At 73.8% G+C, this 23,921-nt stretch carries 14 protein-coding genes; 2 read left to right on the top strand and 12 right to left on the bottom strand.

Features of this window, described 5'->3' with window-relative positions; translation table 11 throughout:
* Positions 1–722: 722 nt before the first annotated feature.
* From ACZ62B_RS01740 to ACZ62B_RS01695, 10 genes are all read right to left on the bottom strand, one after another.
* Positions 723–2,696 carry an ABC transporter ATP-binding protein gene (locus ACZ62B_RS01740; protein WP_468885928.1) on the bottom strand — a complete coding sequence of 658 codons (1,974 nt, stop codon included), beginning with the start codon at positions 2,694–2,696 and terminating at the stop codon, positions 723–725.
* 23 nt (positions 2,697–2,719) lie between these two features.
* Positions 2,720–2,866: a hypothetical protein gene (locus ACZ62B_RS01735; RefSeq protein WP_468722606.1), complete on the bottom strand. Its 147-nt coding sequence runs from the start codon at positions 2,864–2,866 to the stop codon at positions 2,720–2,722.
* 235 nt (positions 2,867–3,101) lie between these two features.
* Positions 3,102–4,361, bottom strand: a complete 1,260-nt coding sequence (locus tag ACZ62B_RS01730; protein WP_469689128.1) for a cytochrome P450 — start codon at positions 4,359–4,361, stop codon at positions 3,102–3,104.
* Positions 4,358–5,839 (bottom strand): acyl-CoA reductase, encoded by a 1,482-nt coding sequence (locus tag ACZ62B_RS01725; protein ID WP_469689127.1) that lies wholly within the window; start codon positions 5,837–5,839, stop codon positions 4,358–4,360. The genes ACZ62B_RS01730 and ACZ62B_RS01725 overlap by 4 nt, the downstream gene beginning before the upstream one ends.
* 27 nt (positions 5,840–5,866) lie before the next feature.
* A complete protein-coding gene (locus tag ACZ62B_RS01720; protein ID WP_469689126.1) occupies positions 5,867–7,282 on the bottom strand; it encodes a hypothetical protein in 1,416 nt (471 codons plus the stop codon).
* Between the two features lie 7 nt (positions 7,283–7,289).
* Complete coding sequence (locus ACZ62B_RS01715) at positions 7,290–12,554, bottom strand: type I polyketide synthase (protein WP_469689125.1); 5,265 nt, start codon at positions 12,552–12,554, stop codon at positions 7,290–7,292.
* A 127-nt stretch (positions 12,555–12,681) separates the two neighbouring features.
* Entirely contained in the window at positions 12,682–13,281 is a 600-nt protein-coding gene (locus ACZ62B_RS01710) for an EF-hand domain-containing protein (protein ID WP_344560381.1), read from the bottom strand.
* Between the two features lie 308 nt (positions 13,282–13,589).
* Positions 13,590–14,678, bottom strand: a complete 1,089-nt coding sequence (locus ACZ62B_RS01705; protein ID WP_469689124.1) for a GlxA family transcriptional regulator — start codon at positions 14,676–14,678, stop codon at positions 13,590–13,592.
* A gap of 144 nt (positions 14,679–14,822) precedes the next feature.
* A complete protein-coding gene (locus ACZ62B_RS01700; RefSeq protein WP_469689123.1) occupies positions 14,823–15,461 on the bottom strand; it encodes an HD domain-containing protein in 639 nt (212 codons plus the stop codon).
* Positions 15,462–15,629: 168 nt separating this feature from the next.
* Positions 15,630–17,507: a LamG-like jellyroll fold domain-containing protein gene (locus ACZ62B_RS01695; RefSeq protein WP_469689122.1), complete on the bottom strand. Its 1,878-nt coding sequence runs from the start codon at positions 17,505–17,507 to the stop codon at positions 15,630–15,632.
* Positions 17,508–17,964: 457 nt separating this feature from the next.
* On the opposite strand from ACZ62B_RS01695, the gene ACZ62B_RS01690 reads away from it, so the two are divergent.
* Positions 17,965–18,732 carry a class I SAM-dependent methyltransferase gene (locus ACZ62B_RS01690; RefSeq protein ID WP_468722621.1) on the top strand — a complete coding sequence of 256 codons (768 nt, stop codon included), beginning with the start codon at positions 17,965–17,967 and terminating at the stop codon, positions 18,730–18,732.
* Positions 18,733–18,941: 209 nt separating this feature from the next.
* Positions 18,942–20,567 (top strand): alpha/beta hydrolase, encoded by a 1,626-nt coding sequence (locus ACZ62B_RS01685; RefSeq protein WP_468885936.1) that lies wholly within the window; start codon positions 18,942–18,944, stop codon positions 20,565–20,567.
* 61 nt (positions 20,568–20,628) lie between these two features.
* On the opposite strand, the gene ACZ62B_RS01680 is transcribed toward ACZ62B_RS01685, so the two are convergent.
* Both ACZ62B_RS01680 and ACZ62B_RS01675 read right to left on the bottom strand, forming a co-directional pair.
* Complete coding sequence (locus ACZ62B_RS01680; RefSeq protein WP_469689121.1) at positions 20,629–23,109, bottom strand: ABC transporter permease; 2,481 nt, start codon at positions 23,107–23,109, stop codon at positions 20,629–20,631.
* Complete coding sequence (locus tag ACZ62B_RS01675) at positions 23,103–23,876, bottom strand: ABC transporter ATP-binding protein (RefSeq protein ID WP_382053466.1); 774 nt, start codon at positions 23,874–23,876, stop codon at positions 23,103–23,105. The genes ACZ62B_RS01680 and ACZ62B_RS01675 overlap by 7 nt, the downstream gene beginning before the upstream one ends.
* Positions 23,877–23,921: the final 45 nt, after the last annotated feature.

Raw genomic sequence — 23,921 nt, 5'->3', positions numbered from 1 at the left:
CGGACCACCTCCTTGGTCCTGGCGCCCGGGCCGCCGTCGATGTGCGGCCGCACCGCGGCGTCGGACCGGTCGGCGAACTGACAGGTGCCCGCGCTTCGGCCCAGGCTGATGCACCGGGCGTACGTCGGCTCTGACGATGCCGACGTGGAGTCCGGCCCCGCCTGAACAGCCGGGGCGGGGCCGGATCGGGTCTCAGGGTCCGGGTTCGGACCTGCGCGGCGGCCACTGCCCGGACGTCCGGCGCGGGGCCGCACCACCACCGTGCCGTGGGGCTTCCGGCCGGCCGGTTCCACGCGCGGCGTGGTCGGGGTGTCCGAGGGTGTCCCGGCGGAACGTTGTTCGAGCTCGCAGTGGACCAGGGGCAGGCCGTCGGCATCGACCTCGATGCCGGCGCCGTGACCGGTGTGAGGCTCTTCCCCGCCATGACCACGTCGATTCGCGGGGTGCCCTGCGCGATCACGGCCTCGGTGAAGTCGAGCGTCACGTCACACCACGTCACCTCGAGCTCCGACCGCCGCGGCGGCACCCAGCGGCCCGTCCGCTCGACCGCGCCACTGAACACCTGCTCGATCCGGGCGACGTCCTTGCCGCTCAGGCGGCGACACGAGGAGAAGACCGGCGCCATGTCGCGACACGGATGCCGTCGTGCCGGGGCCTGGTCACGACGACGACCGCACCCCGGAAGCCGGTCGGCGCGAGCCGTCACGGTCAGCCCTTCGCGATCAGGGTCCCGAGGGATCCGCGACGGTGGGCGAGGCGGGGTTCGGGATGCTCCCCGCGGGGGCGTACTGGGCGGCCTGCGCGGCGAACATCGCGGCGTAACGGCCTTCGGCCGCCATGAGTTCGTCATGGGTTCCGTGCTCGGCGAGGTGTCCGTGGTCGAGGACGTAGATGCGGTCGGCGTGGCGGACGCCGGACATCCGGTGGGTGACGAGGACGACGGCCCGGTTCGGGGCGGCGAGCCGGCGGATGCGGTCGAAGGCCTCGATCTCGGCTTCGGGGTCGAGGGCGGAGGTGGGTTCGTCGACGATGAGGACGCCGTCGGCCCGGGACGTCGAGCTGCGCCAGTGGGTACGGGCCAGGCCCACCTTCTGCCATTCGCCGCCGGACAGTTCGATCGCTCCGCGGAACACGCGGGCCAGCAGGCTCCGCAGTCCGTCGGGGAGTTTGGCGATGACGGGGCCGGCGCCGGCGTAGTCCACCGATGACCGCAGGTCCTGATGAGGCGAGGCGTCGTGGCCGGGGCGGCCGAGGCGGATGTTCATGGCGGCCGTCACCGGCCAGCGCTGGAAGTCCTGGGTGAGCAGGCAGACGCGGTCGAAGACCTGGGAGCGGTCGAGGTCGCGGATGTCCTCGCCGCCCCACCGCAGCGTGCCGTCCTGGGGCAGCAGCAGACCCGAGAGGATCTTCATCAGTGTGCTCTTGCCCGAGCCGTTCTCGCCGACGACGGCGGTGACCGTCCCCATGGGCAGGGTGAGTGTCACCCGGTCCAGAGCGGGGGTGTCACGGTCGGGGTAGCGGTAGGTGACGCGGTCGAGGACGATCTCCTCGATCGTGTCGGGGACCGGGGCGCCGCCCTCCGGGATGGCCCGCCGCGCCGCTTGTTCCAGGAAGCGTCCGTGGTCGCGGACGTACAGGGACTCCTCGTGCAGCTGGTTCACGTTCATCACCAGCGCGCCCAGACTCGCCGAACCGGTCCGCACCGCGATCACCGCGGTACCGGCGACGGCCAGACTCATGTGCCCGCCGGTGATCAGCCAGAACATGGTGCCGTACGTCGCCGTCATCGCCAGGCCGGACAGCGCGGCGGCGACCCACTCGGTGAGGGCCTTGCTGGAGGCCAGCCGCTCCTGCTCCGCCTCGGCGCTCTCGGCCATCCGCCGGTACCGGCCGAGGAGGAAGGCGCCGACGGCGTGGACGCGCACCTCCTGGGCGGCGCTGCGCTCGGTGAGCAGGTTGCCGATGAGACGGCCGGCCCGGACGTGCTCGATCCAGCTCATCACCGACACGTACCGCTCCTGTGCCACGCGCATGGCGCCCCAGCCGCGCGGGGCGGCGATCAGGATCAGCATGGGCAGCAGGGCCGGGTGCAGCACCGTGAGCACGCCGGCCGTGGTGAGCAGCGAGATGACGCCGTTCAGCGCGGCGACGCAGGCCCCGATCATGCGGCGGGCGGAGGCCGGCCCGTACTGGGCGATGTCGACGAGCCGGCGGAAGTCGGGGTCGTCGATGGCTTCCAGTTCGACGGAGGTCGCGGCGGCCAGGTACTGGGTGGTCGCGATCCGTTCGACGACGGGCTCCAGGCGCCCGGCCCGGGAGGTGGACCAGGCGGCGAGGGCGGAATTGACGACGGCGACGGCGCCGGCGGCGATCAGACCGGGCAGCAGGGCGTGCAGGCGTTCCACCGCACTGCCGGTACCGCCCAGCAGGGCGTGCATGACGGCGTTGACGGCGAGCAGGCCGACGGCCGCGGCGATGCCCTGCCCGACCTCGCTGACCGCCACCGCGACGAGCGCTCGGCGGTCGGCGGTCCAGGCCATCCGCAGTGTCGCGCCGACCAGCGCCGGCATGGAACGCAGCGCGGACATCATGGTCAGGTCGAGAGTGGCGTGCTCGTGTTGGGACCAGCCCATGTCGTAGCGCAAGGGGCCGCCGAACAGTTCCCGTTCGGCGTCGGAGACCCGGGGTTCGGCCATCCGCACTCGTCCGAAGAAGCGCTTCACCGGTCGCCGCCCGAGCCGGGCCGGTTGAGCGCCCCGTACGACGGGCCCCCGGTGGGCATACGGAAGACGACAGCGCCTCCCACGGCAGTGAACTGTCCCGGTGCGCGGGCGGGCCTCACGGCGCGGGCGGTGGCGGTCGGCATGGGTCCCCCTTGACGGTCGTCCATCGTGGTCATGGGGCTCAACGACCCGGCCGGGATATCGAACACATGTGTTTCGGCCGGTCCCGGAACCCTGGGACGGAGCGTGTGGCGACACGTGGAGGATGCATGGACCCGTTCCCCCCAACAGGTCCATGGAGGGTGCCGGTTGGCCGAAACGCCGACGACGGGCCCGTGGTGTCGTGAGGGGGCGTGCCGGCGCGCACCGGCCGAGTCGTCACGGACAAGGCCCACTGCTCCGCGCGGGGGCGAACCGCACGGGCAGCCGGTCGAGGCAGATGTGTCGTCCGTTCTCGTAGGAGCGGGTGGGCTGCCGGGTGAGGATGAATGGGGGGTGGCGGGTGAACTCCTGGAGTACGTGGGTGAGTTCGGTCCGGGCGAGGTGGGCGCCGAGGCAGTAGTGGATGCCGTGGCCGAAGGTGAGATGGTGGTTGGTGCCGCGGTCGAGGCGGAAGGTGTCGGGGTCGGGGAACACATCCGGGTCGCGGTTGGCGGCGCCGGTCAGCAGGATCACTCGGGCGCCGGCCGGGATCCCGGTGCCGCTGAGGACGGCCGGGCGGGTGGTGACGCGGGTGCCGTGGTCGACGGGTGTCCACAGCCGGAGCGTCTCGTCCACGGCGGCGGGGATGAGGCCGGGATCGCGCCTGAGCTCGGTCTGGAGTTCGGGCCGGGTGCCGAGTTGCCACAGCAGGTGTGCCAGCGTGTTCATGGTGGTCTCGTGGCCGGCGATGGCGTACGCGACGAGCATCACGTGCAGGTCCTCGTCGCTGACGGGCCGCCCGTCGAACGGTGCGCGCACGAGGGCGCTGAGGTGGTCGTCGCCGGGCTGCCGGCGCGCCCGGCGGATCTCGTGGTCGAACAGTTCGGTGAAGGCGGGCCAGAAGCCCGCGGGTCCGTTGTCCGTGGCCATGCGGGCCCAGGTGTTGCTGGTGAGGTCCCGGATGCTGCGCTGGGCGTGTTCGGTGAAGCCGACCGCGAGTCCCACGGCGGCCAGCGGCAGCGGCACCGCCAGCTCGGCGATCAGGTCGCCGTGGCCGCGTTCGGTGATCGGCGTGATGTGCCGGCGGACCAAGTCGGCGAGCGCGCCGTGCAGTTGGCGGACCCGGGACCGCTGGAGGGGAGGTTTCATCGCGGTGCGGAAGCGGGTCTGCTCGGGCGGGTCGTATTCCAGCGGGGCGAAGCGGGGGGTGCCGGGGGCACGCGGGAAGAAGACGCCGGAGGCGGAGCTGAACGTTCGGTGGTCGGCCAGCGCGGCGCGGACGTCGTCGTAGCGGGAGACGATCCAGGTGCCGCCGTGGGCCCGGGAGCGGGTGACGGGTGTGGCGGTGCGGATCGCCCGGTGCACGTCCACGGCGAGGTCCGGGCTCAGATGCGGGTCGTGGGCGTCGAAGTCGGCTGCGAGGCGGGCCAGGTGGGAGCGGCAGGGCGCCTCGCGGTCGGGGGTGCTGTCGTGGGCGCCCGGTGCGGTCCGCGTCATGGTCGGCCTCCGGGCGCGGTGTCGGGGTCATGGGTCTCGTCGGTGATCCAGCGGACCATCCGCCGCAGTGGTTCGGTCGCGTCCTGCGGGAGGTCGGGGCGGTAGTCGGTCGCCCGTCCGAGCGGCACCAGGCGCTGCACGCCGTGGAAGGGGGCCAGGTCGCGCAGCCGTTCCTTGAGGCCGTCGGGGTAGACGCCGAGGGTCTGGGTGGAGGCGTCCATCGCGGAGAGGGCCTGCTCGGCGTCGTCGACCGGGACCACGTTGGCGACGCGCCCGGACAGCGCGGTGTGGAAGGGCACGGTGTCCGTGGTGCGGGAGAGGACCACGGCGCCTTCGTCGGCTCTGCCGCCGATCACCCGGTACCAGGGGCCGCCGGTGGCGCGCAGGGCGCGCAGCTGTTCGCGCAGGGCGGGGTCGAAGTGCCGGGCCGGGGTGCTGCGGTGGGCGGGAAGCGCCTGGATCTCCGTGTGCAGCAGCTCCGCCCATTCCTCGGCCCGTTTCAGTCCCGCCGCGTGTGTTCCGGTGACCACGTGCACCACACGGGCGTTGAAGCAGGCCAGCTGGTTGAGTTCGCCGACGTCGGCGGCGGCCAGCCTGGCGGTGCGGGCCATGGCCGCGGTGTGGGTGAAGCCCTCGGGGCCGATCACCGTGCCGCTGGATTTGGGGTCGAGAGCGACGAGTTCGAGGCCGGGACGGACGTAGCGGGTGATGTGCCGCATCGCCGCCATGCCGCCCCAGGCGATGATCTTGTCCAGGTTGCGGGGCTGGTAGAGGGCCTGCTCGAAGCCCTCGGCACCGCCCTTCCAGTAGGCCACCGCCAGGTGCCGGGCCAGGGGGTGGCCGGGCGCGGCGTCGGTCAGCGTGCGGGCGATCGCGACCGCCGTGAGGGGGTCGTTGGACGGCGTCTTGATGATGGCGTCGGAGCGGGTGAGCGCGTTGCGGATGACGGTGAGCGCGGCGATCATCGGGTGGTTGCCGGCGATGACGTGGACCGTTCGTGCCCCGACGGCGCGGACCGCCGCGCGGCGTCCGCCGCGGCCGGGCACGGGGGCCCATCCGTCGAGGAACCGCGTGCCGATGGTGTGCTCCGCGACGTCGTGCAGTGCCTGAGGGGTGAACAGCTCGGGCAGGCCCTCGTAGGCGGCGCGCAGGACCGGTTCGGTCATGTCGGACCAGGCGGCGGCGGTGTGCAGCGCCTCGCGCAGCAGCGGATTGGCCTCCAGCGTCAGCCGCGGGCGGAGCGCGGCGAGCTGGTCGATGATCTCGGAGGTGCTCAGGCCGTGCAGTTCCCGCAGGCCGCCCGGGTCCCGCAGGACCAGACGGGGCAGGAGGGCGGCCGGGTCGGGGGCGTGGAAGGCGGGGCGCCCGGGACGGCCCCCGAAGGGGACGAGCGGGCCGGTGACGGTGGTTCCCCGCACATGGGCCGGTACGGTCAGGGATCCGGTGGTGGTGTCAGGCGGAAGGGTGGGCGCGGTCATGGGGCGCTTCCTCGCGGGTCGGCGGGGTCACAGGGCGGCGTCGGCCAGGTAGTCCAGGGCGTCGTCGAGAGCGTCCGCGGTGGCCGCGCACGTGATCTTGTCGTCGTCCTCGAACCGGGAGATGCCGGGTTCCACGCGCGGTGTGGTGCGGCCGCAGGGACAGGAGTCGTAGGACACCGCGACGTGGTCGCCGGTGACGAAGCCGCCCCAGTAGACGTCCGCGGTGAGGTCGAAGAAGGCCGCCCTGCCGCGTACGGTGCCCTGCCGGGGGAGCGGCCCGCCGGTGCCCGGGTCCAGTACGTAGGGGACGATCCACGGTTCGACGTGGTAGGCGCCCGCGGGACAGACCAGGCTCAGCATGATCAGTTCCACCATGGCGTAGCACAGCCGTACCGACGGCACTCCGGCGAACCGGGCCACCTGGGCGGCCCAGTCCTGTGGCAGTACCGAGCCTTTGGTGCCCCCGCCGGGCATGACGACGGAGTCGGGGGCGAAGACGTCGTCGAGGCCCTGGTCCAGGCCCGCGCGGGCCCATTGGTAGGAGGTCTCCCACAGGCTGAGTGAGACGATGCGCTCGCCCCGCAGCCGTTCGGCGAGGTCGGCGGTGAACCGGCGCATGGCCTGGGGTGCCGAGCGGCGGGCGGCCAGGTAGCGGTCGCGCTGCTCACGCAGGGCCGGGGGGATCTCGGCCTGGCCCGGGCGTTTGCCGGCCGCCTGGACGCGGGCGGCGAGGAGCATCAGGTCGGCGCTGAGGTGGCCGGGGTCAAGGGTGTGGAAGTGGTCGGGGCTGTGGCGGGCGAGTTGCTCCGACATGGCCGTGGCGTGCCGGGCGATGCCGCTGCGGCCGCTGCGGTGGGAGGGCCACACGACGTGGACCGGCTCGTCCGGGTCGGTGCCGGGGGGCACGGTGTCCTGCCGCACCGTCTCGTACAGCAGGGCGTACTGCTCCGCCGTGTGCGGCACGAAGGACATGGTGCCCGAGGTGCCGGAGGAATGGGCCAGGCGCAGCCGGGTGCCGTCGTCGATGAGGGCCAGCCAGGCGTCGACGCTGTCGCAGCCGGCCGTGTCGAGGCCGCCGAGGTCGACGGTGGTGAGCTGTGAGATCCAGCGGGTGAGCTGGTCGAACCGGCCCTGGGACAGCAGTGAGGCCGGGTAGGACTTGTAGACGGTGTGGGGCAGGAGCAGCGGGGCCGCGTCGTCGAGCGTGCCGATGTGGTCCAGGTGCTGCTCGCGGGCGAGCGTGCCGACCACCGGCAGCCGGCCCGCCAGTTCGGTGAAGCGCAGCCGCAGCGCCGCGAGCTGAAGCGCCGTCAGGTCGGGTGCCGGCAGCCGGTGCATGGCGTCGCGGTCACCGCCGAACCAGCGCAGCGGGTCGTCGGCGAACCGCCGCACGTCGTCGCCGGGGTGGTGAGGGGGCCGGGGGCGCGCAGGTGTGGTGGTCATCGGCGGATCACTCCTTCGCACGGGCGGGGCCTTGGGGCGGCTCGGTCTGTTCGGCCGGTTCGGCTTGTTCGGCCAGTTCCGTCAGATACGTCGCGATGTCGGCGGCGGCGGGCCGGTTCCACAGCAGCGTGGGCGGCAGCGGGACGGCCAGACGGCGTTCGAGGTCGGTGCGGAAGGCCACGGCGCGCAGGGAGTCCAGCCCCAGTTCGGACAGGGCGTGATGGGCGGCGACGCCGGCGGGTTCGCCGCCGAGGACGCGGGCGGCCGACCTCCTGACCTCCTCCAGCAGGACCTCGTACCGGCGTCCGGCGGGCAGCTGCCGCCAGGACGGGCCGGGGGCGGCGCTCCGGGCGGGGCCCGCCGCGTGTCCGGTCCGGGACCGCAGCTCGCGCAGGAGCGGAGGCACCAACGGCGGGTCCTGTTCGGCCAGGCGGAACACGGCCAGCTCGCCGTGGAGGCCGGCGTCGGCGCCGCCCCACGCCTCCAGTGCCTCCTCGCCGTCGAGGGCGTCCGTGCCCCGGGCCCGCAGCTCGGCGGTGACCGTGTCGGCGCCGGCGGCCATCCCCAGTCCGCGCCAGCTCGTCCACGCCAACGACAGCGTGTCGCGGTGCCCGCCGGTCCGGCGGTGCCGGGCGAGCGCGTCGAGGAAGGCGTTGGCCGCGGCGTAGGGCCCCTGACCCGGCAGGTGCAGCAGCTGGCCGGCGGACGAGTACAGGACGAAGAAGTCCACGCTGCCGGGAGGGAACAGACGGTGCAGGGCGAGGGCGCCGGTCGTCTTGGCCCGCATCACCCTCTCCCACACGGGCCCGTCGGCGTCCGGCAGAGGGCCGCCGGCGGTGACGCCCGCCGCGTGGACGACCCCGCGGACCGGCGGCAGGCCGAGCGCGTCGGGGTCCAGCGCCCGGCGCAGGGCCGCCTCGTCGCACACGTCGGCGGCCACCACCCGCACCGTGGCGCCGGCCCGCTCCAGGTCCCGTACGGCGGCGACGCGTCCGGACCGCGCTCCGGGCGGCAGGCCGTCCCAGTCCCGGCGCGCGGGCAGCCCCGCGCGGCCGAGGAGCACCAGCCGGCGTGCGCCGCGTCCGGTGAGCCAGGCAGCGGTGCGCAGGCCCAGCACGCCGAGTCCGCCGGTGATGAGGTAGGTGCCGTCCGGGCGGCACTGCGGCCCGCCGTCCGGGACGGGCGGGGCCGGCACCAGCCGGGTGGACCAGGCGGTGCCCGCCTCGACGGAGACGACGTCCTCGACGCCGGTCCGGCCGAGGAGTCCGGTGAGCGCCGCCAGGTCGTCCGGGCCGGGACGGGAGGGCAGGTCGATCACCCCGCGCCACAGGTGCGGGAGTTCACCGGCCAGCGTGCGGCCCAGGCCCCACAGGGCGCCCTGCGCCACCGCGCGCACGTCACCGGGCGTCCGCGCCCCGCGGGTCACCGCCCACAGGGCCGCCGGGGCGCCGTGCCCGGCGAGCGCCGCGGCGGTGCGGGCCAGGAGCCGCACCTGCTCCAGCGCGGCCCGGTCGCACCCGGGACCGCCGTCGGGCGGCGGCGCGACCAGGACCACGTCGCCGGGCCCGGCGCGCAGCCCTTCGGGTCCGGGCAGGCGCTCGGCGCCCAGGGCCCGGGCGAAGCCGGGTTCGGACCCCACCGCCACCACTCGCCGCGGGGGCCGGGCGTCCGGCTGGGGCGGCAGGGGGCGGCGGGCGGTGACGAACACGGTGCCGCCGTCCCGGGACTGGTCGGGCGCCGGGCAGGCGTAGCGCAGCCCGCGCATCCGGACGCGGATCCGCCCCTCGGGGCCCACGAGGTCGAGGTCCACGGTGTCGTCCGTACCGGGCCGCAGCCGGATCACGAGCACGGCTTCCTCGGGGACCGTGCCGTGGTCCGCCAGGCACGCGGTCGCCAGCGCGGCGGGCATCCGCAGGCGTGGCGGACCCGGCAGACACACCGAAGCGGTGGAGAAGGCCGCGTCCCACAGCGCGGCCCACGTGCGGGGCCGTCCGGTGGGCGCGGTGACCACGGCGTACGCCGACTCCTGCGCGCGCACCAGTTCCTTGACCGTCCAGGCGAACCCCATGGACGGCACGCCCAGTTCCGCGAGCCGGCCGGTCACCAGTGAGGGATCCTCCACGCGGGCCTGCGGGCCGGGGCCGGTGAGCGGCGGCAGCGCGTCATGGGCGCACGAGGTGGCGCGGGCGGTGGTGTGGGTCAGCCAGGCGCCGGGCCCGGCACCGTCCTCCCGAGCGGCCAGGCGCGAGCACAGCCGCAGCACATCGGACCGCAGCGTGACCCGCACGTCGCGGGGCGCCTCCACCGCGACCGGCACCGCGAGACGTACCCCGGTCAGACAGCCCAGGCCCGGGTTCTCGCCGTCCGGCGCGGTGGCGCGCGAGCCCGGGCCGGGGCTCTCGCCGGCCGCCGCCGTGGCCCGCGCGAGGGTGTGCAGCAGCACGGCGGCCGGCACCACCTCGGTCCCCGCCACGGGATGGTCGCCGGGATAGGGGCGGTCAGCGGTGTCCAGCCGGGTCTGCCACAGGTGCAGCGGGCCGAGGCCGGGTCCGGCGGTGTGCTCGCCGAGCAGGGTGTGCCCGGCCGGGTCGTGGCCGGCCCGGGACGAGCCGGGCGTCCCGGAGGGCGCCGCCCAGTGCCGCGTCCGCCGCCAGGCGGTGGCCGGCAGGTCGGTGAGGCCGCCCTCGGTGTGGTGGGCCGTCCAGTCGAGCTCGACGCCCGCGCCGTACAGCGCCGCCGCGTTGGCGAGGAGCGTGGCCCGCTCGGGGGCGTCGCGGCGCAGCGTGTGCGCGACGACCGGACGCGGGCGGCCCCCGGCGTGCACGCCCGCCAGGGTCTCGGCGACCGAGTGGGCGACCACCGGATGGGTGGACACCTCGACGAAGGCGTGGTGCCCGTCCCGCCACGCCGCCTCCACCGCGGGCCGCAGCCGCACGGGGGCCCTCAGGTTGACGGCCCAGTAGGCCCCGTCGCGAGGGGCGCCGTCGCGCGGTCGCGGCAGCGCGGTGGTGTACAGCGGCAGCCGTGGCGGACGGACGGTCAGGTCCGCGCAGGCGGATTCGAGGGGTGCGGTCAGCGGGTCGAGCAGCGGGGTGTGGAAGGCCGTGTCACTGGCCACCGTCCGGGCGGACGTCCCGTGCCGGGCCCAGGCGGCCGTCAGGCGGGCCAGCGCGTCCGCCCGGCCCGACAGCACGCAGCCGGCGGGCGAGGCGTCGATCGCCGCCCACACGTCCGTCACCCCCTCGGACGCGATGCGCCGCGCGGCGTCCCGGAAGGACAGGGGAACGAGGACCATGGCGCCGTCTCCGGCGGCGGTCCGCACCAGGGCGGCACGTCGGCAGGCCAGCCGGGCGGCGTCCGCCTCGTCGAGCACGCCCGCCACGGCCGCGGCGGCGATCTCACCGACCGAGTGGCCGATCACCGCCGCCGGCCGGAACCCGTAGGAGCGCCACACGGCCGCGAGACCGAGCTGCACCGCGACGGTGAGGGCCTGGACGCGCCCCGTGCCGCCCAGGTCCGCCGCCTCGAGGGCCCCACGCGGTGAGAACCCGGCCTCCTGGCGGAAGACGGCGTCGATCCGGTCCAGTACGCGGGCGAAGGCGGGCTCTTCGGCGAGCAGGGTCCGTCCCATGCCGGGCCACTGGGCGCCGTGCCCGGAGAAGACCCAGACCGCGTCCCCGAGGGGCGCGGCCGGCGCGCACTCCCGCTCGTCCTTCCCGGCCAGGCCGTGCAAGGCGGTCAGCAGCTCCTCGCCGGTGCCGGCGGCCACGGCGGCCCGGTGCGCGAGATGGGAGCGGTGCACGGCGAGCGTGCGGCCGACATCGGCGAGCGCGAGCCCCGGGCGGGCGGCCGTGTACCCGGCCAGCCGTTCGGCGTTGGCCCGCAGGTGGCCCGCCGACGCGCCGGAGAGCGGGAACAGGCCGCGGGCGCGCCGACCGGGAGTCCGGCCGGACGGGACGGGAGCCTGTTCCACGATCAGGTGGGCGAGCGTGCCGCCGTAGCCGTAGCTCGACACGCCGGCCCGTCGCCGGGGGCCGCGCGCGGGCCAGGGACGCTCCTCGGTGACCAGACGCAGCCCCGAGGACGCCCACGGTATCGCCGGGCTCGGTCCGGCGACGCCGGGTGTCGCCGGCAGCCGCCCGTGGCGCAGCGCCAGGACGCAGGTGAGCAGGCCGGCCGCGCCGGAGGCGGCCTCCAGGTGGCCGATGAGTCCCTTCACCGACCCGATCAGCAGCGGATCGCCGGCCGCACGCACCGCGCCGTGGACCGCGGCCAGCGCCTCCGCCTCCACCGGGTCACCCGCGCGGGTGCCGGTGCCGTGCGCCTCGACGTAGTCGACGTCGCCGGGCGCGATCCCGGCCGCACGGCACGCGGCCCGCAGCACGGCTTCCTGCGCGGAGGCGCTCGGCGCCATGATGCCGGGGGTACGGCCGTCCTGGCCGACGGCGCTGCCGCGGATCACGGCGAGCACGCGGTCGCCGTCGCGACGGGCGTCGGCGAGCGGTTTGAGTACGGCGATGACGCATCCCTCACCGCGTCCGTACCCGTCGGCCGCCGCGTCGAAGGGCTTGCTGCGGCCGTCGGGGGAGGTCGCTCCGGCCCGGGCCAGGGTGACGGCGAGGCCGGGGCCGGCCACCAGCATCACGCCGCCGGCCAGCGCGAGGCGGCACTCGCGGGCGCGCAGCGCCTGGCAGGCGGTGTGCACGGCCACGAGGGAGGAGGAGCAGGCGGTGTCGATGACGGCGCTGGGGCCGCGCAGGTCCAGCGCGTGCGAGACGCGGTTGGCCGCGCCGCACGGCGAGGCGCCGATCCCGCTCCAGGCGCGGATGCCGGGCAGGTCCTCCAGTACCCGGCGGCCGTAGTCGTCGGCCCCGACGCCCACGTAGACGCCGGTGTCCGAGCCGGACAGGCCGCGGGCCGGGACGCCCGCGTGCTCGAGCGCCTCCCAGGCCACCTCCAGGGCCATGCGGTGCTGCGGGTCCATCATCGCCGCCTCGTCGGCCGGGACACCGAAGAACCCGGCGTCGAAGCCGGCGATGTCGGCCCGGTACGCGCCGCGGGACGGCGTGCCGTCGAGGATCCGCCGGGCGGCGGCGCCGCCCCGGTCGGCCGCCTCGGCCCACCGGCCGGCCGGCAGGTCGCCCACCACGGGTTCGCCGTTCGACAACCGCTCCCACAACTGCTCCGGCGAGTCGATGCCGCCCGGAAGACGGCAGGCGATGCCGATCACCGCGACGGGCTCGTGTTCGGGATGTGCCGGGACGTCGGGCATGAGCCGCACTTCCTCCTGGGGTCGCGTGGACGGTCCTGCCCGGGCGCCCCTCGCGGGCGGCTCGCGGCAGGCGGCGGACCGGCCGGCCGCACCGAGGGCGGTGCGGCCGGCCGGCGAGCGGACGGCGTCAGAGCTTGACGCGCGTGCCCTCCCAGATGTCCTTCTGCCAGATGTCGCCGAACAGCCAGTTGCCCGGCGCGTCCGGGTCCGGACTGGTGTAGTACTCCTTCCAGGCGGTCAGCAGTTCGTCGACGGACAGACTCCCGTCACCGTCGCGGTCGAGCTTCTCGAAGGCGATCCGGCTGTTCTCCGCGGAGGTGCCGAACGCCTTCTGGAAGCAGGCGAACTCACCGGCGTCCACGCTGCCGTCGCCGTCCCGGTCGCAGATCGCCCACAGCGCCTCGGCCAGCGGCCGGAAGCCCTCGGTGAAGCCCGCCTCGTCCTCCGCGAACGCGCGGCGCAGGCCCGTCCGCCATTCCAGGGGGGTGATCCGGCCGTCCTGGTTGAAGTCGACGGCCGAGCTGACGTGCTGCCAGAACAGCCCGAACGCCTTGAAGAGAGCCTGCGCGTTGTCGGAGCCGAACGGCTCGCCGATGTACGCCACGATCCGGGCCGCCAGTGCCAGGGCGTCGGCGCTTTCGAGGACGCCGTCGCCGTTCTGGTCGCCGTGTCCGAAGCACACGTCGAGCTTGCGGTCGAGGAGCTGGTCGACGTCGTGAGGACTCATTCGCTGGACCTTCCTGTACCGAGGAGTTCCGGGCCCGTAAAGCCGGCCCGGACGCGTCCATATGAAATTAAGCGACACGGCAGGGGATGCACAGAGCTGACGAAGAACGCCTTTGTTTTGGCTATAAGGCATCTCTGACCTGGTCCGATGCGTCACACACGGACGAGTGGGAACACGGGACGGTCGTTGTGGACGTCCAGCGGTTCACGAGCGGTCAACAGGTAATTAGGAGCAGTCGGGAAACCTGTCGACGTCGGTGTTTTCCAGTCTTTCCGGACGCGGCACTTTCGTATTCTCAAATGAAAGTATTATTGATTGCGGGAATCGGTTCCGGGCCTGTCGTTCCGCCACGGACGTGGGCCGGTGGAGCCGGCGGCGAGTGATCCCTGCCGCCGGACACGCCTGGACCTGCTGCGGGCCGGGTCCTGCCGAGGGCGGGGGTCGGGACGCGTTGTCGCGAACCGGGCGCGGTAGTGAGCCGGCGGGACGCCGAACCGGGCCACGAACGTCCGCCGCAATGTCTCGGCGCTTCCGAAACCCGCCACCCGAGCGGTTTCGGTCACGCCGTGACCGGCGTCGAGCAGGGCCTTCGCGTGGTCCAGTCGCACGGTCTCGACGAACTTGCCGGGTGTCGTGCCGAGTTCGGCACTGAACAGCCGGGTGAGGTGCCGGGGGCTCACCCCGGCGAGGTCCGCCAGCGAGTCGGTGCTGTGCTTGAGCGCGGGCTGCGCCGCGACCAGGTCGGTGACCGCACGCAGCGCAGGGGTGCGCGGCACCCGGACCTTCAGCGGCGCGGAGAACTGGGACTGGCCTCCAGGGCGCTGCATGAACATGACCAGATTGCGGGCGACGTCGCGGGCGAGGTCCGCTCCGTGGTCGTGCTCGACGATGGAGAGCGCCAGGTCGATCCCGGAGCTGATGCCGGCCGACGTGATGACGTCACCGTCCTGGACGAAGAGTGAGTCCGGCTCGACCCGGATGTCGGGGTAGGCGCGGGCGAGCAGCGGGGCGTGTCGCCAGTGGGTGGTCGCGCGACGCCCCGACAGTACGCCGGCGGCAGCGAGAACGAATGAACCCGTGCATATGGAGACCAGCCTGCTCACGCGGGGACGCAGCTGCCGGACGGCGTCGGTCAGCATCGTGGGGATCGGCTCGGTGACGAGCGAGTCCCCGCCCGTGACCACGAGCGTTTCGATGTCCTCGAGGCCGGCCGCGCTCGTGTCCACCGCCAGGCGTGTGCCGATCGACGTGCGCACCGGCCCGCCGGACGGCGAGGCGTAGCACAGCGTGTACCGGGCGCCGAACGTGTTCGCCTCGGCGAACACCTCCGCGGGGCCCGACACGTCCAGCATCTTCATGCCGTCGAACACCAGGAACGCCACACGGTGATCCGTCATGGGCCGTCCGCTCCTCTCCTCGCTCCCTCCCAGGATGTCCGAAAGCGGGGCCTCGGGGCTCGGGCGCCGGCCCAGGACCGCCGGGCCGGAGCGCCCCGCCGGCCGACGCCCCTCCGCGTCACCGCTGCGAGGCCGCCGATCAGGTCACTCGGGCCAGGCGCTGTCCTGGATGATCCGGACGAAATCCTCACGCCGGAACGACGGGTCGAAGTGGGCGAGCACGTCGTCGTTCATCGTGCCGAACGTGGTTCGGGGCCGGTCGGACATGCCGTCGTGGAACGCCTGGAGGATGCGCCTCTTGAAGTCCGGCCGCGGGTGGGCGGCCACCACCTCCGCACGCTGCTCCGGCGTGATCTCGTCGAGCCCCAGGCCCAGGACGTCGGTCTCGACGCCCAGGGTCACCACAGCGACCTCGGGCGCCAGGTGGAGCGGAACCTCCGGCGTGGTGTGCAGCGCGATCGCCAGCCAGACGTTGCGCGCCTCCTCCTCGGAGCGGCCGTGGTCCCGAAGGAACCCGTACGCCACCTCCGCACCGTCGAGCTCGAACCGGCGGTCCTTCGTGCGGTGGCCGTCCGTCAGGCCGAGATCGTGGAAGAGCCCGCCGACGTAGGCGAGCTCGGGATCCACCTCGAGCCCCCGGGCGGCGCTCTTGAGCACTCCCCACAGGAACACCCGGCGGGAATGGTGGAACAAGGTGTCGTCCGCCGCCCGGCGCGCGAGCGCGCCGGCCTCGCGGACCAGGGCGGTGTCCGGGATGGCGATCCCGGCGATCGTTTCGGGCACGGTGCCTCCTCGACGAGGAAGATCGGAGCGCCGGGTCACGTCCCGGCTCGTCCCACCCTCCCCGGCCGGCCCCTCACTCGGAACCGTCCTCATGGACGGCCGGCCCACGGATACGGACATGCGGGTGCGGGGTGGTGGCCGATGCGGGGCGACACCGTACCGCTGCGATCAGCCGACGGGGGCCAGGAACTCGGCCGGGGACAGCGGGCGGCCGACGATGCGGGTGTCGCCCATCCAGCCGTAGAAGCCCTGTCCGAACCGCTCGTCGAACTGCGTGGCACCGAGCACGAAGGGTTTGCCGAGCGTGGCGATGCCGGTCGACGGCTGGGCCGGATTGCGGGCGATCTTCGAGCCGTCCACGTACACGATGGTGCGGCGGGCGTCGTTGACGACGGCGATGTGGGTCCAGCGTCCGACCGGGATCGCATGGCTCCACGAGGTCGGGTCGGCGTCCTGGCGGTCCGGATACACCACGAACTGAAGGAAGCGTTCCGGAGAGACGTTGAGGCTGCACGTGGGTTCCAGCGGAGACCAGCCGGTGGTTTTGCCGATGTCGCCGTTGCGTCCCTCCCAGCTGAGGATGCCCATCCAGGCGTGGTCGCCCTCGAACGGCTCGGGCAGCCGTACGAACGTCTCGATGGTGTAACCGCGCGGGAACTTCTCGCTGTTGAGGCGCGCGCGAGGGCCGGTGGTCAGGATGGCTCCGCGGTCGGGGTTCTTGCCCCCGTCGAAGCGGAGACTGGCGTGTGCGGGCTGCCCGGGGTGGTGTTCGGCCGAGACGGTGAGCACCTTCGGGTCACTGTCGTGCAGCCGGCTGACGGTGAGGTCGTTGCCGTTGCCGGACAGGTCACGCACGACGGTCCCGTCCGGGACCGGGGCGCCCGCCGCCGGCAGGACCGCGCCCGAGGAGTCGAACCGCCAGTAGGCGACCGTGCCACGGGGCATGACGGCCGGGGCCGGCCGAGGCTTCGGCACCACAGGGGGAGCGAAGCGCCGGAAGCGGTCGGCGAAGTCGATCTCCAGGCTGAACCGGTCGACGGGACCGGTCAGTTCGAGTGTCTCGGCCTCCAGCGGGGTGCGGTCGGACGCGTCGCGGGCCAGGAACCACGGGGAGAACGTCTCCACATCGATGACGCCTCGGACGAGGTCGAAGCCGTAGAGGCGGATCATCCCCGCGCCGCCGTAGTAGCGGTCCTGGTAGTTGGTGACGTGCAGGTGGACATCGTTGTCGAAATCGTTGGCCAGGACGGTGCGGCCGGGCGGCCAGTAGTGCCCGCCGAGCGCGAGGAAGATCTGGTCGTTGCGGCGGATGAGCTCGTCCCACATGCGGGCGCCGTTGTCGGACAGACGGGCCGCGCCGTCGTCCCCGGCCCACACCAGGTCGTGGGTGGTCAGTACGGCGGGCAAGGTGCGGTGCTCGTCGAGCACGCCTTGGGCCCAGCGCAGGCCAGCCTCGGACACCCGCCAGTCCAGGGCGAGGACCAGCCACTCGCGGTCGGCCGCGCGCAGGACGTGGTAGCTGTTGTAGCCGTCGGGGGAGGCGCCGCCGAAGGTGGGCGCGGAGGCGAACCGGTGCGGGCCGAAGGCGTCCAGATAGGGAGTGTCACCCCGCTGGTCGTCACCGGAGGCGATGTCGTGGTTCCCGGCCAGGACGCTGTACGGCAGTCGGCCGTCGATCAAGCGGAAGGTACGGGCGGCGAGGGCGATCTCCTCGCGTGTGCCGTGCTCCGTGATGTCGCCCAGGTGCGTCATGAAGGCGAGGTTGGCGTCCCCGCGCCGGCCCACCAGGTACCGGAACGTGGCCCGCAACGGCTCGGGGTCGGCGCTGTCGGCGTCGAACAGGTACTGCGTGTCGGGCAGCACCGCGAGGCCGAATCGCGGCGAGGCGGGGTCGAAGCGACCCGGGCGTGCCGCGTCCGGGGCGGCGTGCGCGGGCCCGACGCCGGCGGCCAGCGCGGCGGCGCTCATGGCCCCGACGGCGGGGATCGCGACGGCGGCCTGCAGCAGACCGCGTCTGTCGGGGTGAGAGGAATCGGCAGGGGTCATTCCCGCTCCTTGTCACAGGTGGTGAGTGGGGGGCTGGAGGCCACTCTCCCCACCTGCTGTGACCATGCCGGGACAGCCGGCTGAACGCCGCTCGACGAAGGACGAGCCGGGGGGCGGGCTCCCCGCCTCGGCCACCGCGGGACACCGGCGCTCAGGGCATCACGGGAACGGGACCCGTGGCCCGGTTCGCGATGCGGCGCATCCCGCCGGTGACGGTCCTCACGCCGTTCGCCACCAGCCGTGCGACCCGCTCGTCGGAGGAGCCCCACGACCCGCAGCGCGAGCGCGGACTCCGGAACGCCGCCGAACGGTTCACCGCGACGCGGACCGCCCGGCAGATCGAGCAGCGACCGATCGTCGGGCCCGGAGGCAGAGAGGCTCTCAGCGCTGTGGCTCCGGCACGTCGGCCACGGACTCCGGGAACGAGGGACTCGTTCTCCGTGTCACGATGTTGGGCATGTCTGGTCGCGCGCTGAGTTTCGGAGCGGTGGCGGAAGCATACGAACGGTTCCGGCCGGGATATCCCGTGGAGCTGTTCGACATGGTGATGGCATACGCGGGCCATCCGGTTCGGACCGCCCTCGAGATCGGCGCCGGGACAGGCAAGGCGACCCGCCTGTTCGCTCAGAGGGGGGTCACGGTGACCGCCACCGATCCTGACGGGTCCATGCTCGCCGAGCTGCGCAAGCACGTGCCGACGAACGTCAGGCCACTGCAAGCCGCGTTCGAGGACTTGCGACCGGGCGCACGGTATGGGCTGGTCTATGCGGCAGCAGCGCTGCATTGGACGAAGCCGGAGGGCCGGTGGCCGCGCATGGCCGCGCTGTTGGCACCAGGTGGCGTATTCGCCTCATGGGGCGGGCCGTTCCGACTGGCCGACCCGGCTGTGGAGGAGGCCGTCCGCGCGGCGCGAGCGCCGTTCTTGGAGAGTGACGAGATTCCGTCGCCCGACGGGACGCCTCCGGGGCATGAGATGCAGTGGCCGGGTACGGAGCTGCGACGGTCCGAGTGGTTCACCGACGTCCGGCAGTCCGCGATCGGACGACGCGTGACGATGAGCGCCCACGACTACGTTGGTCATCTCTCCACCATCTCGGCCTGTCTCGTCCTGCCGACCGCTGAGCGGGAGCAGGTGCTCGGCCAGGTCATGCGGGTACTGCCGGACAGGGTCGAGATGGCCGCCGACATCACCGTCCATCTCGCGCGTCGGCGCCGCGAGGACTGATCACGGCACCTCACCCTTGGCTGTGGCCTCCTGGCACCCAGGACAGCCACCACCGTGAGCGTCTCCGGCCGCTGCCGCTCGGCCATTCGGCTGCGGTTGCCTCGCACGTCCCGCCGCGTCGCGGTGTCGTTGAAACGGTGCGTGCCGAGGACCGGCGCAGCGGTGGACTCGGGCGCTCAGCCACGGAGCGAGAGGGACGGAGTATGCCCATGCCCCCCATACGCGGACCCGTAGCCGGCCGCCGACGTCGTACGGCCGTCATCACGGCGTTGTTGACCTGCTCGACGATGGTGACCGGGCCGAACATCGCCTCGGCCGGCGGTGCCCCCACCGTGCCCGCCCCGCAGCTGGACTGGAGCCGGTGCGTACCCGGCAGTGAGTTCGACTGCGCGACCGCGAAGGTGCCGCTGGACTACGACGATCCACGTGGTCGCACCATCGAGCTGGCAGTCGTGAGACGGAAGGCGACCGACCCCGGTCGGCGCATCGGCACCCTGTTCTTCAACCCCGGCGGGCCCGGCGGCCCCGGAACCGTGCAGATGCCACAGAACTACGAGTCCTTCCCACGCGAGGTGCGGGAGCGGTTCGACATCGTCAGCTGGGACCCCCGCGGAGTCGGCAACAGCACCGCGGTCGACTGCTTCGGGAGCCCCGAGGAAGCCGCCGACTGGAACGCGAACCACGCGGCGGGCTTCCCCGTGGGCGAAGAGGAGCGGGCGGCCTTCATCGCCGCGTACCAGGACCTGGCACGGCGCTGCGAGCAGCGGGCCCCCGAACTCCTGCGCCATGTGTCGACCGCCGACACCGCCCGCGACCTCGACCGGCTCCGCCAGGCGGTGGGCGATCCGCACCTCACCTACCAGGGGATCTCCTACGGCACGATCCTGGGCGCCACCTACGCCAACATGTTCCCCGGCAAGGTCCGCGCCATGATCCTCGACAGCAACTGGGACCCGCAGGCCTGGACGAACCACGCCTCCGACGACGACCCCCGGCTCACGAGCTTCCTGCGCATGGGCTCCGACCGCTCCGCGGCGGCGACCCTGGACCAGTTCCTCACCTCGTGCGGGTCCACCACCACCGCCCACTGCGCCTTCTCCGCCGGCGGCCCGAAAGCCACCCGGGACAAGTTCGACCAGCTGATGCGCCGACTCCGTGAGCAGCCCGTAGGCGCGTGGACGTATGCCGGCACGTTCGCCGACGTGGTGAACAGCCTCTACGTCGTCCACCCGGGGTGGACGGAACTCGCCGGGAGACTCCAGGACCTGTGGCAGGGCCGCGTCGCGGAGCCGTCCCCGTTCCCGCCCCCGCCACCGGTCCCGAACCCGAATCCGTACCTGGGCGAGGAACAGGGCGCCGCGGTGCTCTGCGGCGACAGCCCCAATCCGCGTGACCCGGGCGTCTACCACGCCCTGGAGGAGGCCGCCGCCGCCCGCGCGGGCGACGCCGGACGCTTCTGGACCTGGGCCAGCGAGGGGTGCGCCACCTGGCCGGCCGTGGCCGCCGACCGCTACCGCGGCCCGTGGAACAAGCCGACGGCACACCCCGTCCTGGTGGTCGGCACCCGCTACGACCCCTCCACCCCCTACTCGGCCTCACAGGCCATGGCCGAGGAACTGGCCGACGCCCGCCTGCTCACCGTCGACGGACACGGGCACACCGCACTGCTCAACCCCAGCACCTGCGTCCAGGCCCACGAGAGCCGCTACTTGATCGACGGCACCCTCCCGCCGACCGGAACAACGTGCCGACCGGACAGACTCCCCTTCCCCGCACCCAAGCCCGGCGGCGGCATCGCCACCGGCGGTGGCGCGACGGCCACCACCATCACCTGACCGCGCGACGGCCCCCGGCCCGGGCACGCACCGCGACCACGCCTCCCGTCTCACGCGGCGCTCAACGGGCCCCGCTGCCTCCGCCCGTGCGCAGGGCCGCCACCACGGGCACCACCGTGCCGGTCACCACCAGGAGTCCCGAAACACCCGTGACGGCGGCCACCGTCGCGTACGGGACCGACACCGGAGCGGCCGGGAACAACTGCCCGAGGGCGCCCACCAGCCCGATGAGGTTGACGCCGAAGGCGAGCAGCGCCAGTACCACCCCGACCGCCGCGACCAGCAAGGACTCGGCGACGAAGAACCACAGGGTCTGCCGGGGAGTCGCCCCGGCCGTACGGAGCGCGGTCATGTCATGGCGGCGGTCCGCGGTGGCCATCAACAGGGTGTTCAGAATGGCCACGAAGCAGAACAGCACCACGATCACCCCGGTGGCACGCTGCCGGCTCTCGGTCAGCCGTTGGCCGAGGGCGGCCTCGGTGGCGATCAGTTCCCGCCGGCTCGCAAGCCGTGCTCCGCCGCCCTCGACCGCGGCCCGGACCGCGGCGAGCGCGGCAGCACGGTCGGTGCCGGGATCGAGGGCGAGGTAGGCGCGACGGACCAGACCGTCACGCGCGAACAGCCCTGTGTAGGCGAGTCGTTGCGGCAGGTAGGCCACGTCCTCGCCGGGCAGGGCGGCATACGTGGCGGCCACGGTGAGGACGACACGCCGGCCGTCCGCGAGCACCACCGGGATCCGGTCGCCGACCTGTCTGCCCCAGCGTTCGGCGACAGCCATGCTGTTGCCGTCGAGGTCGGCGAGCGATCCGCCGACGACCCTCAGCCGCGTCGTCCGGCGCAGCGCCCCGGGATCGACGGCCAGCCCGTCGTTCTCCTCCAACCGTCCGTCGCCGTCCGGCAGATGGATCGTGGTGAGCACCGGCGCGGCCAGCCGTACGCCGTCGATGCCGGCCACCCGCTCCGCGACCTGTGCGCTGATGCCCGGTGTGCCGTCGGGCACCAGGGCGTACGGTGCGCCGACCGTCTCGCGCAGCCCCTCGTTCCGCGCCGCCCCCAGTGAGTCGGTGGCCGTGAGCAGGGACAGGGCGAGGCCGACCGTCAGCAGGACGGGGGCGGCGGTGGCCGCCGTGCGACGGCGCGCGGTGAGCGCGCTCTGCCGCACCAGCAGGGCGGCCGGCCCCGGCAGGCGGCGCAGCGGCCGCATCAGCGCCCGGACCACCGGACCCACGAGGAGGGGAGCGAGCAGGGCGGTGGCCACCACGGGCACGAGCAGGGTGACGACGTACACGGTGGGGGAGAGGACCGTGCGCGGTGCCCCCAGTGCGATCCAGCCCGCCGTGCCCACCGCGCAGGCGAACCCCACCCCGCCCAGCAGCATCCGCCCACGCCCCGGCGTGTCGTCGACCGCCGCCTCCCGCAACGCTTCCACGGGCTCGACGCGCGAGGCCCTGCGCGACGCCCCGACGGCTCCGCAGAGCGCCACGAGGACACCCGTGACGAACGCCGCGCCGACCGGCGCCAGCACCCGTGGACGTGCCGACAGTTCCACCCGGAACCAAGGCGGTGCGATGTCCAGCGCGACGAGCAGGGCCGCCAGCCATCCGGTGCCCAGCAGGCCCAGCAGGACACCCGTCGCGGACGCGCACCAGCCCACCAGCAACGCCTCACCGCGGACCATGCGCCGCACCTGTCGGCCGGTGGCGCCCAGGGTGCGCAGCAGCGCGATCTCCCGGTGACGCTGCACCACCGCGAAGGCGAAGGTCGACGCCACCACGAACACCGCGGTGGTGCCCGCGACCGCGGCCATGACGGGCAGCAGGGTGAGCGTGTTGTCCAGCGCCTTCCGGTCGGTGCCCGCGTCGGCGTCCGCCCGGTGACGGTCCTGCCCGGTGAGCACCGCCGCGCCGTCCGCCACGGCCTCCCGTACCCGGCCGACGGGACCCGTGGCGACCAGGGCGTCGACACGCGGCGAGAGCCTGGCGGCCTCGGCCTCCGTGAAGAACACGGCCTTCTCCCAGGGCACCGGGGCCACGGTCCCCACCACGGTGCGCCGCTCCGGTCCGGCCGCCGTGAACACGGTCACCTCCGCCCCCACACGTGCCCGGTCGGCCGGTACGACGATCTCGTGCGCGGCGCGCGGCGGGTGGCCGTCGTTCAGCCGGTACCCGCCGAAACGCGCCACCGGCCAGGGATGACCGACCTGGTCGCCGGGGCCGTCGGCCACCTGCGCGTAGAAGGACCGGTCCACCACCGTGTGCCCCGTGCCGGACACCGCCCGCACCAGGCGCGGCGGCAGCCCTCGTGACTCCGGCAGCGACCGCACCCCCAGGTCGTGCCGGGCAGGGTCCCACCGCGGGTCGACGGGCAGGACGACGGCGGGGGCGCCGGCGAAGCGGCGCGGCGGACGGTCCGGGCTCTCGGCCGAGGCCGACAGTGCCACACCCAGCGCGGTGAGCTGGGCGACCGCCAGGACCAGCGCCGCGAACGCCCCCAGGAACGACACCCATCGGGCACTCACCGTGCCCAGCGCCACCCTCAGCATCGCGCGGCCTCCGGCACCGCCCTGCCCCGCGCTCCGCCCAGCGCCGCCATCCGGGCGGCGACCGCCTCCGGAGCCGGGCGGTGCAGCTCCCCGGCGACGAGGCCGTCGGCGAGGAACACCACCCGGTCGGCGAAGGCCGCGACCTGCGGATCGTGGGTGACCATGACCACCGTTCCCAGCCCCTGCTGGCCCGGCGTTTCCACCAAGTCCCTCAAGTCCCGCAGGAGTTCGCGCCCCGTGGCCAGGTCGAGGGCCCCGGTGGGCTCGTCCGCGAAGAGCACGGCGGGCCGGGTGACCAGGGCACGGGCCACGGCGACGCGTTGCTGCTGGCCGCCCGAGAGTTCGCCCGGACGGCTGCCGGCCCTGTCCGCCAGGCCCACCCGTTCCAGCGCCCGCCGTATCTCCCCACGAGCCGGACGCCGTCCGTCGAGTCGCAGCGGCAGTGCGATGTTCTGTTCCGCGGTGAGCGAGGGCAGCAGGTTGTACGCCTGGAAGACGAAACCCGTGGCCCTCCTGCGGTGGGCGGTCCGTGCCGTCTCGCCGAGCGACGAGATGTCCGTGCCGTCGAGGACGACGCGGCCGGCACTGGGCCGGTCCAGCCCCGCGGCGCACTGGAGCAGGGTGGACTTGCCCGAGCCTGAAGGCCCCATGACCGCGGTGAAGCTCCCCCGGGTGAAGCACAGATCGACCGGGCCGAGCACGGTCACCGCCGATCGCCCGGAACCGTATCGCTTGGACACGGCTTCGAGACGCACTGCTTCTTCCAACGCTCCGCCCCCTTGATGGATGTCTTCCACGCCCCCTCCCGACCT

The organism is Streptomyces sp. NPDC053426, assembly GCF_055585405.1.
This window is presented reverse-complemented; position numbering and strand designations above follow the sequence as displayed.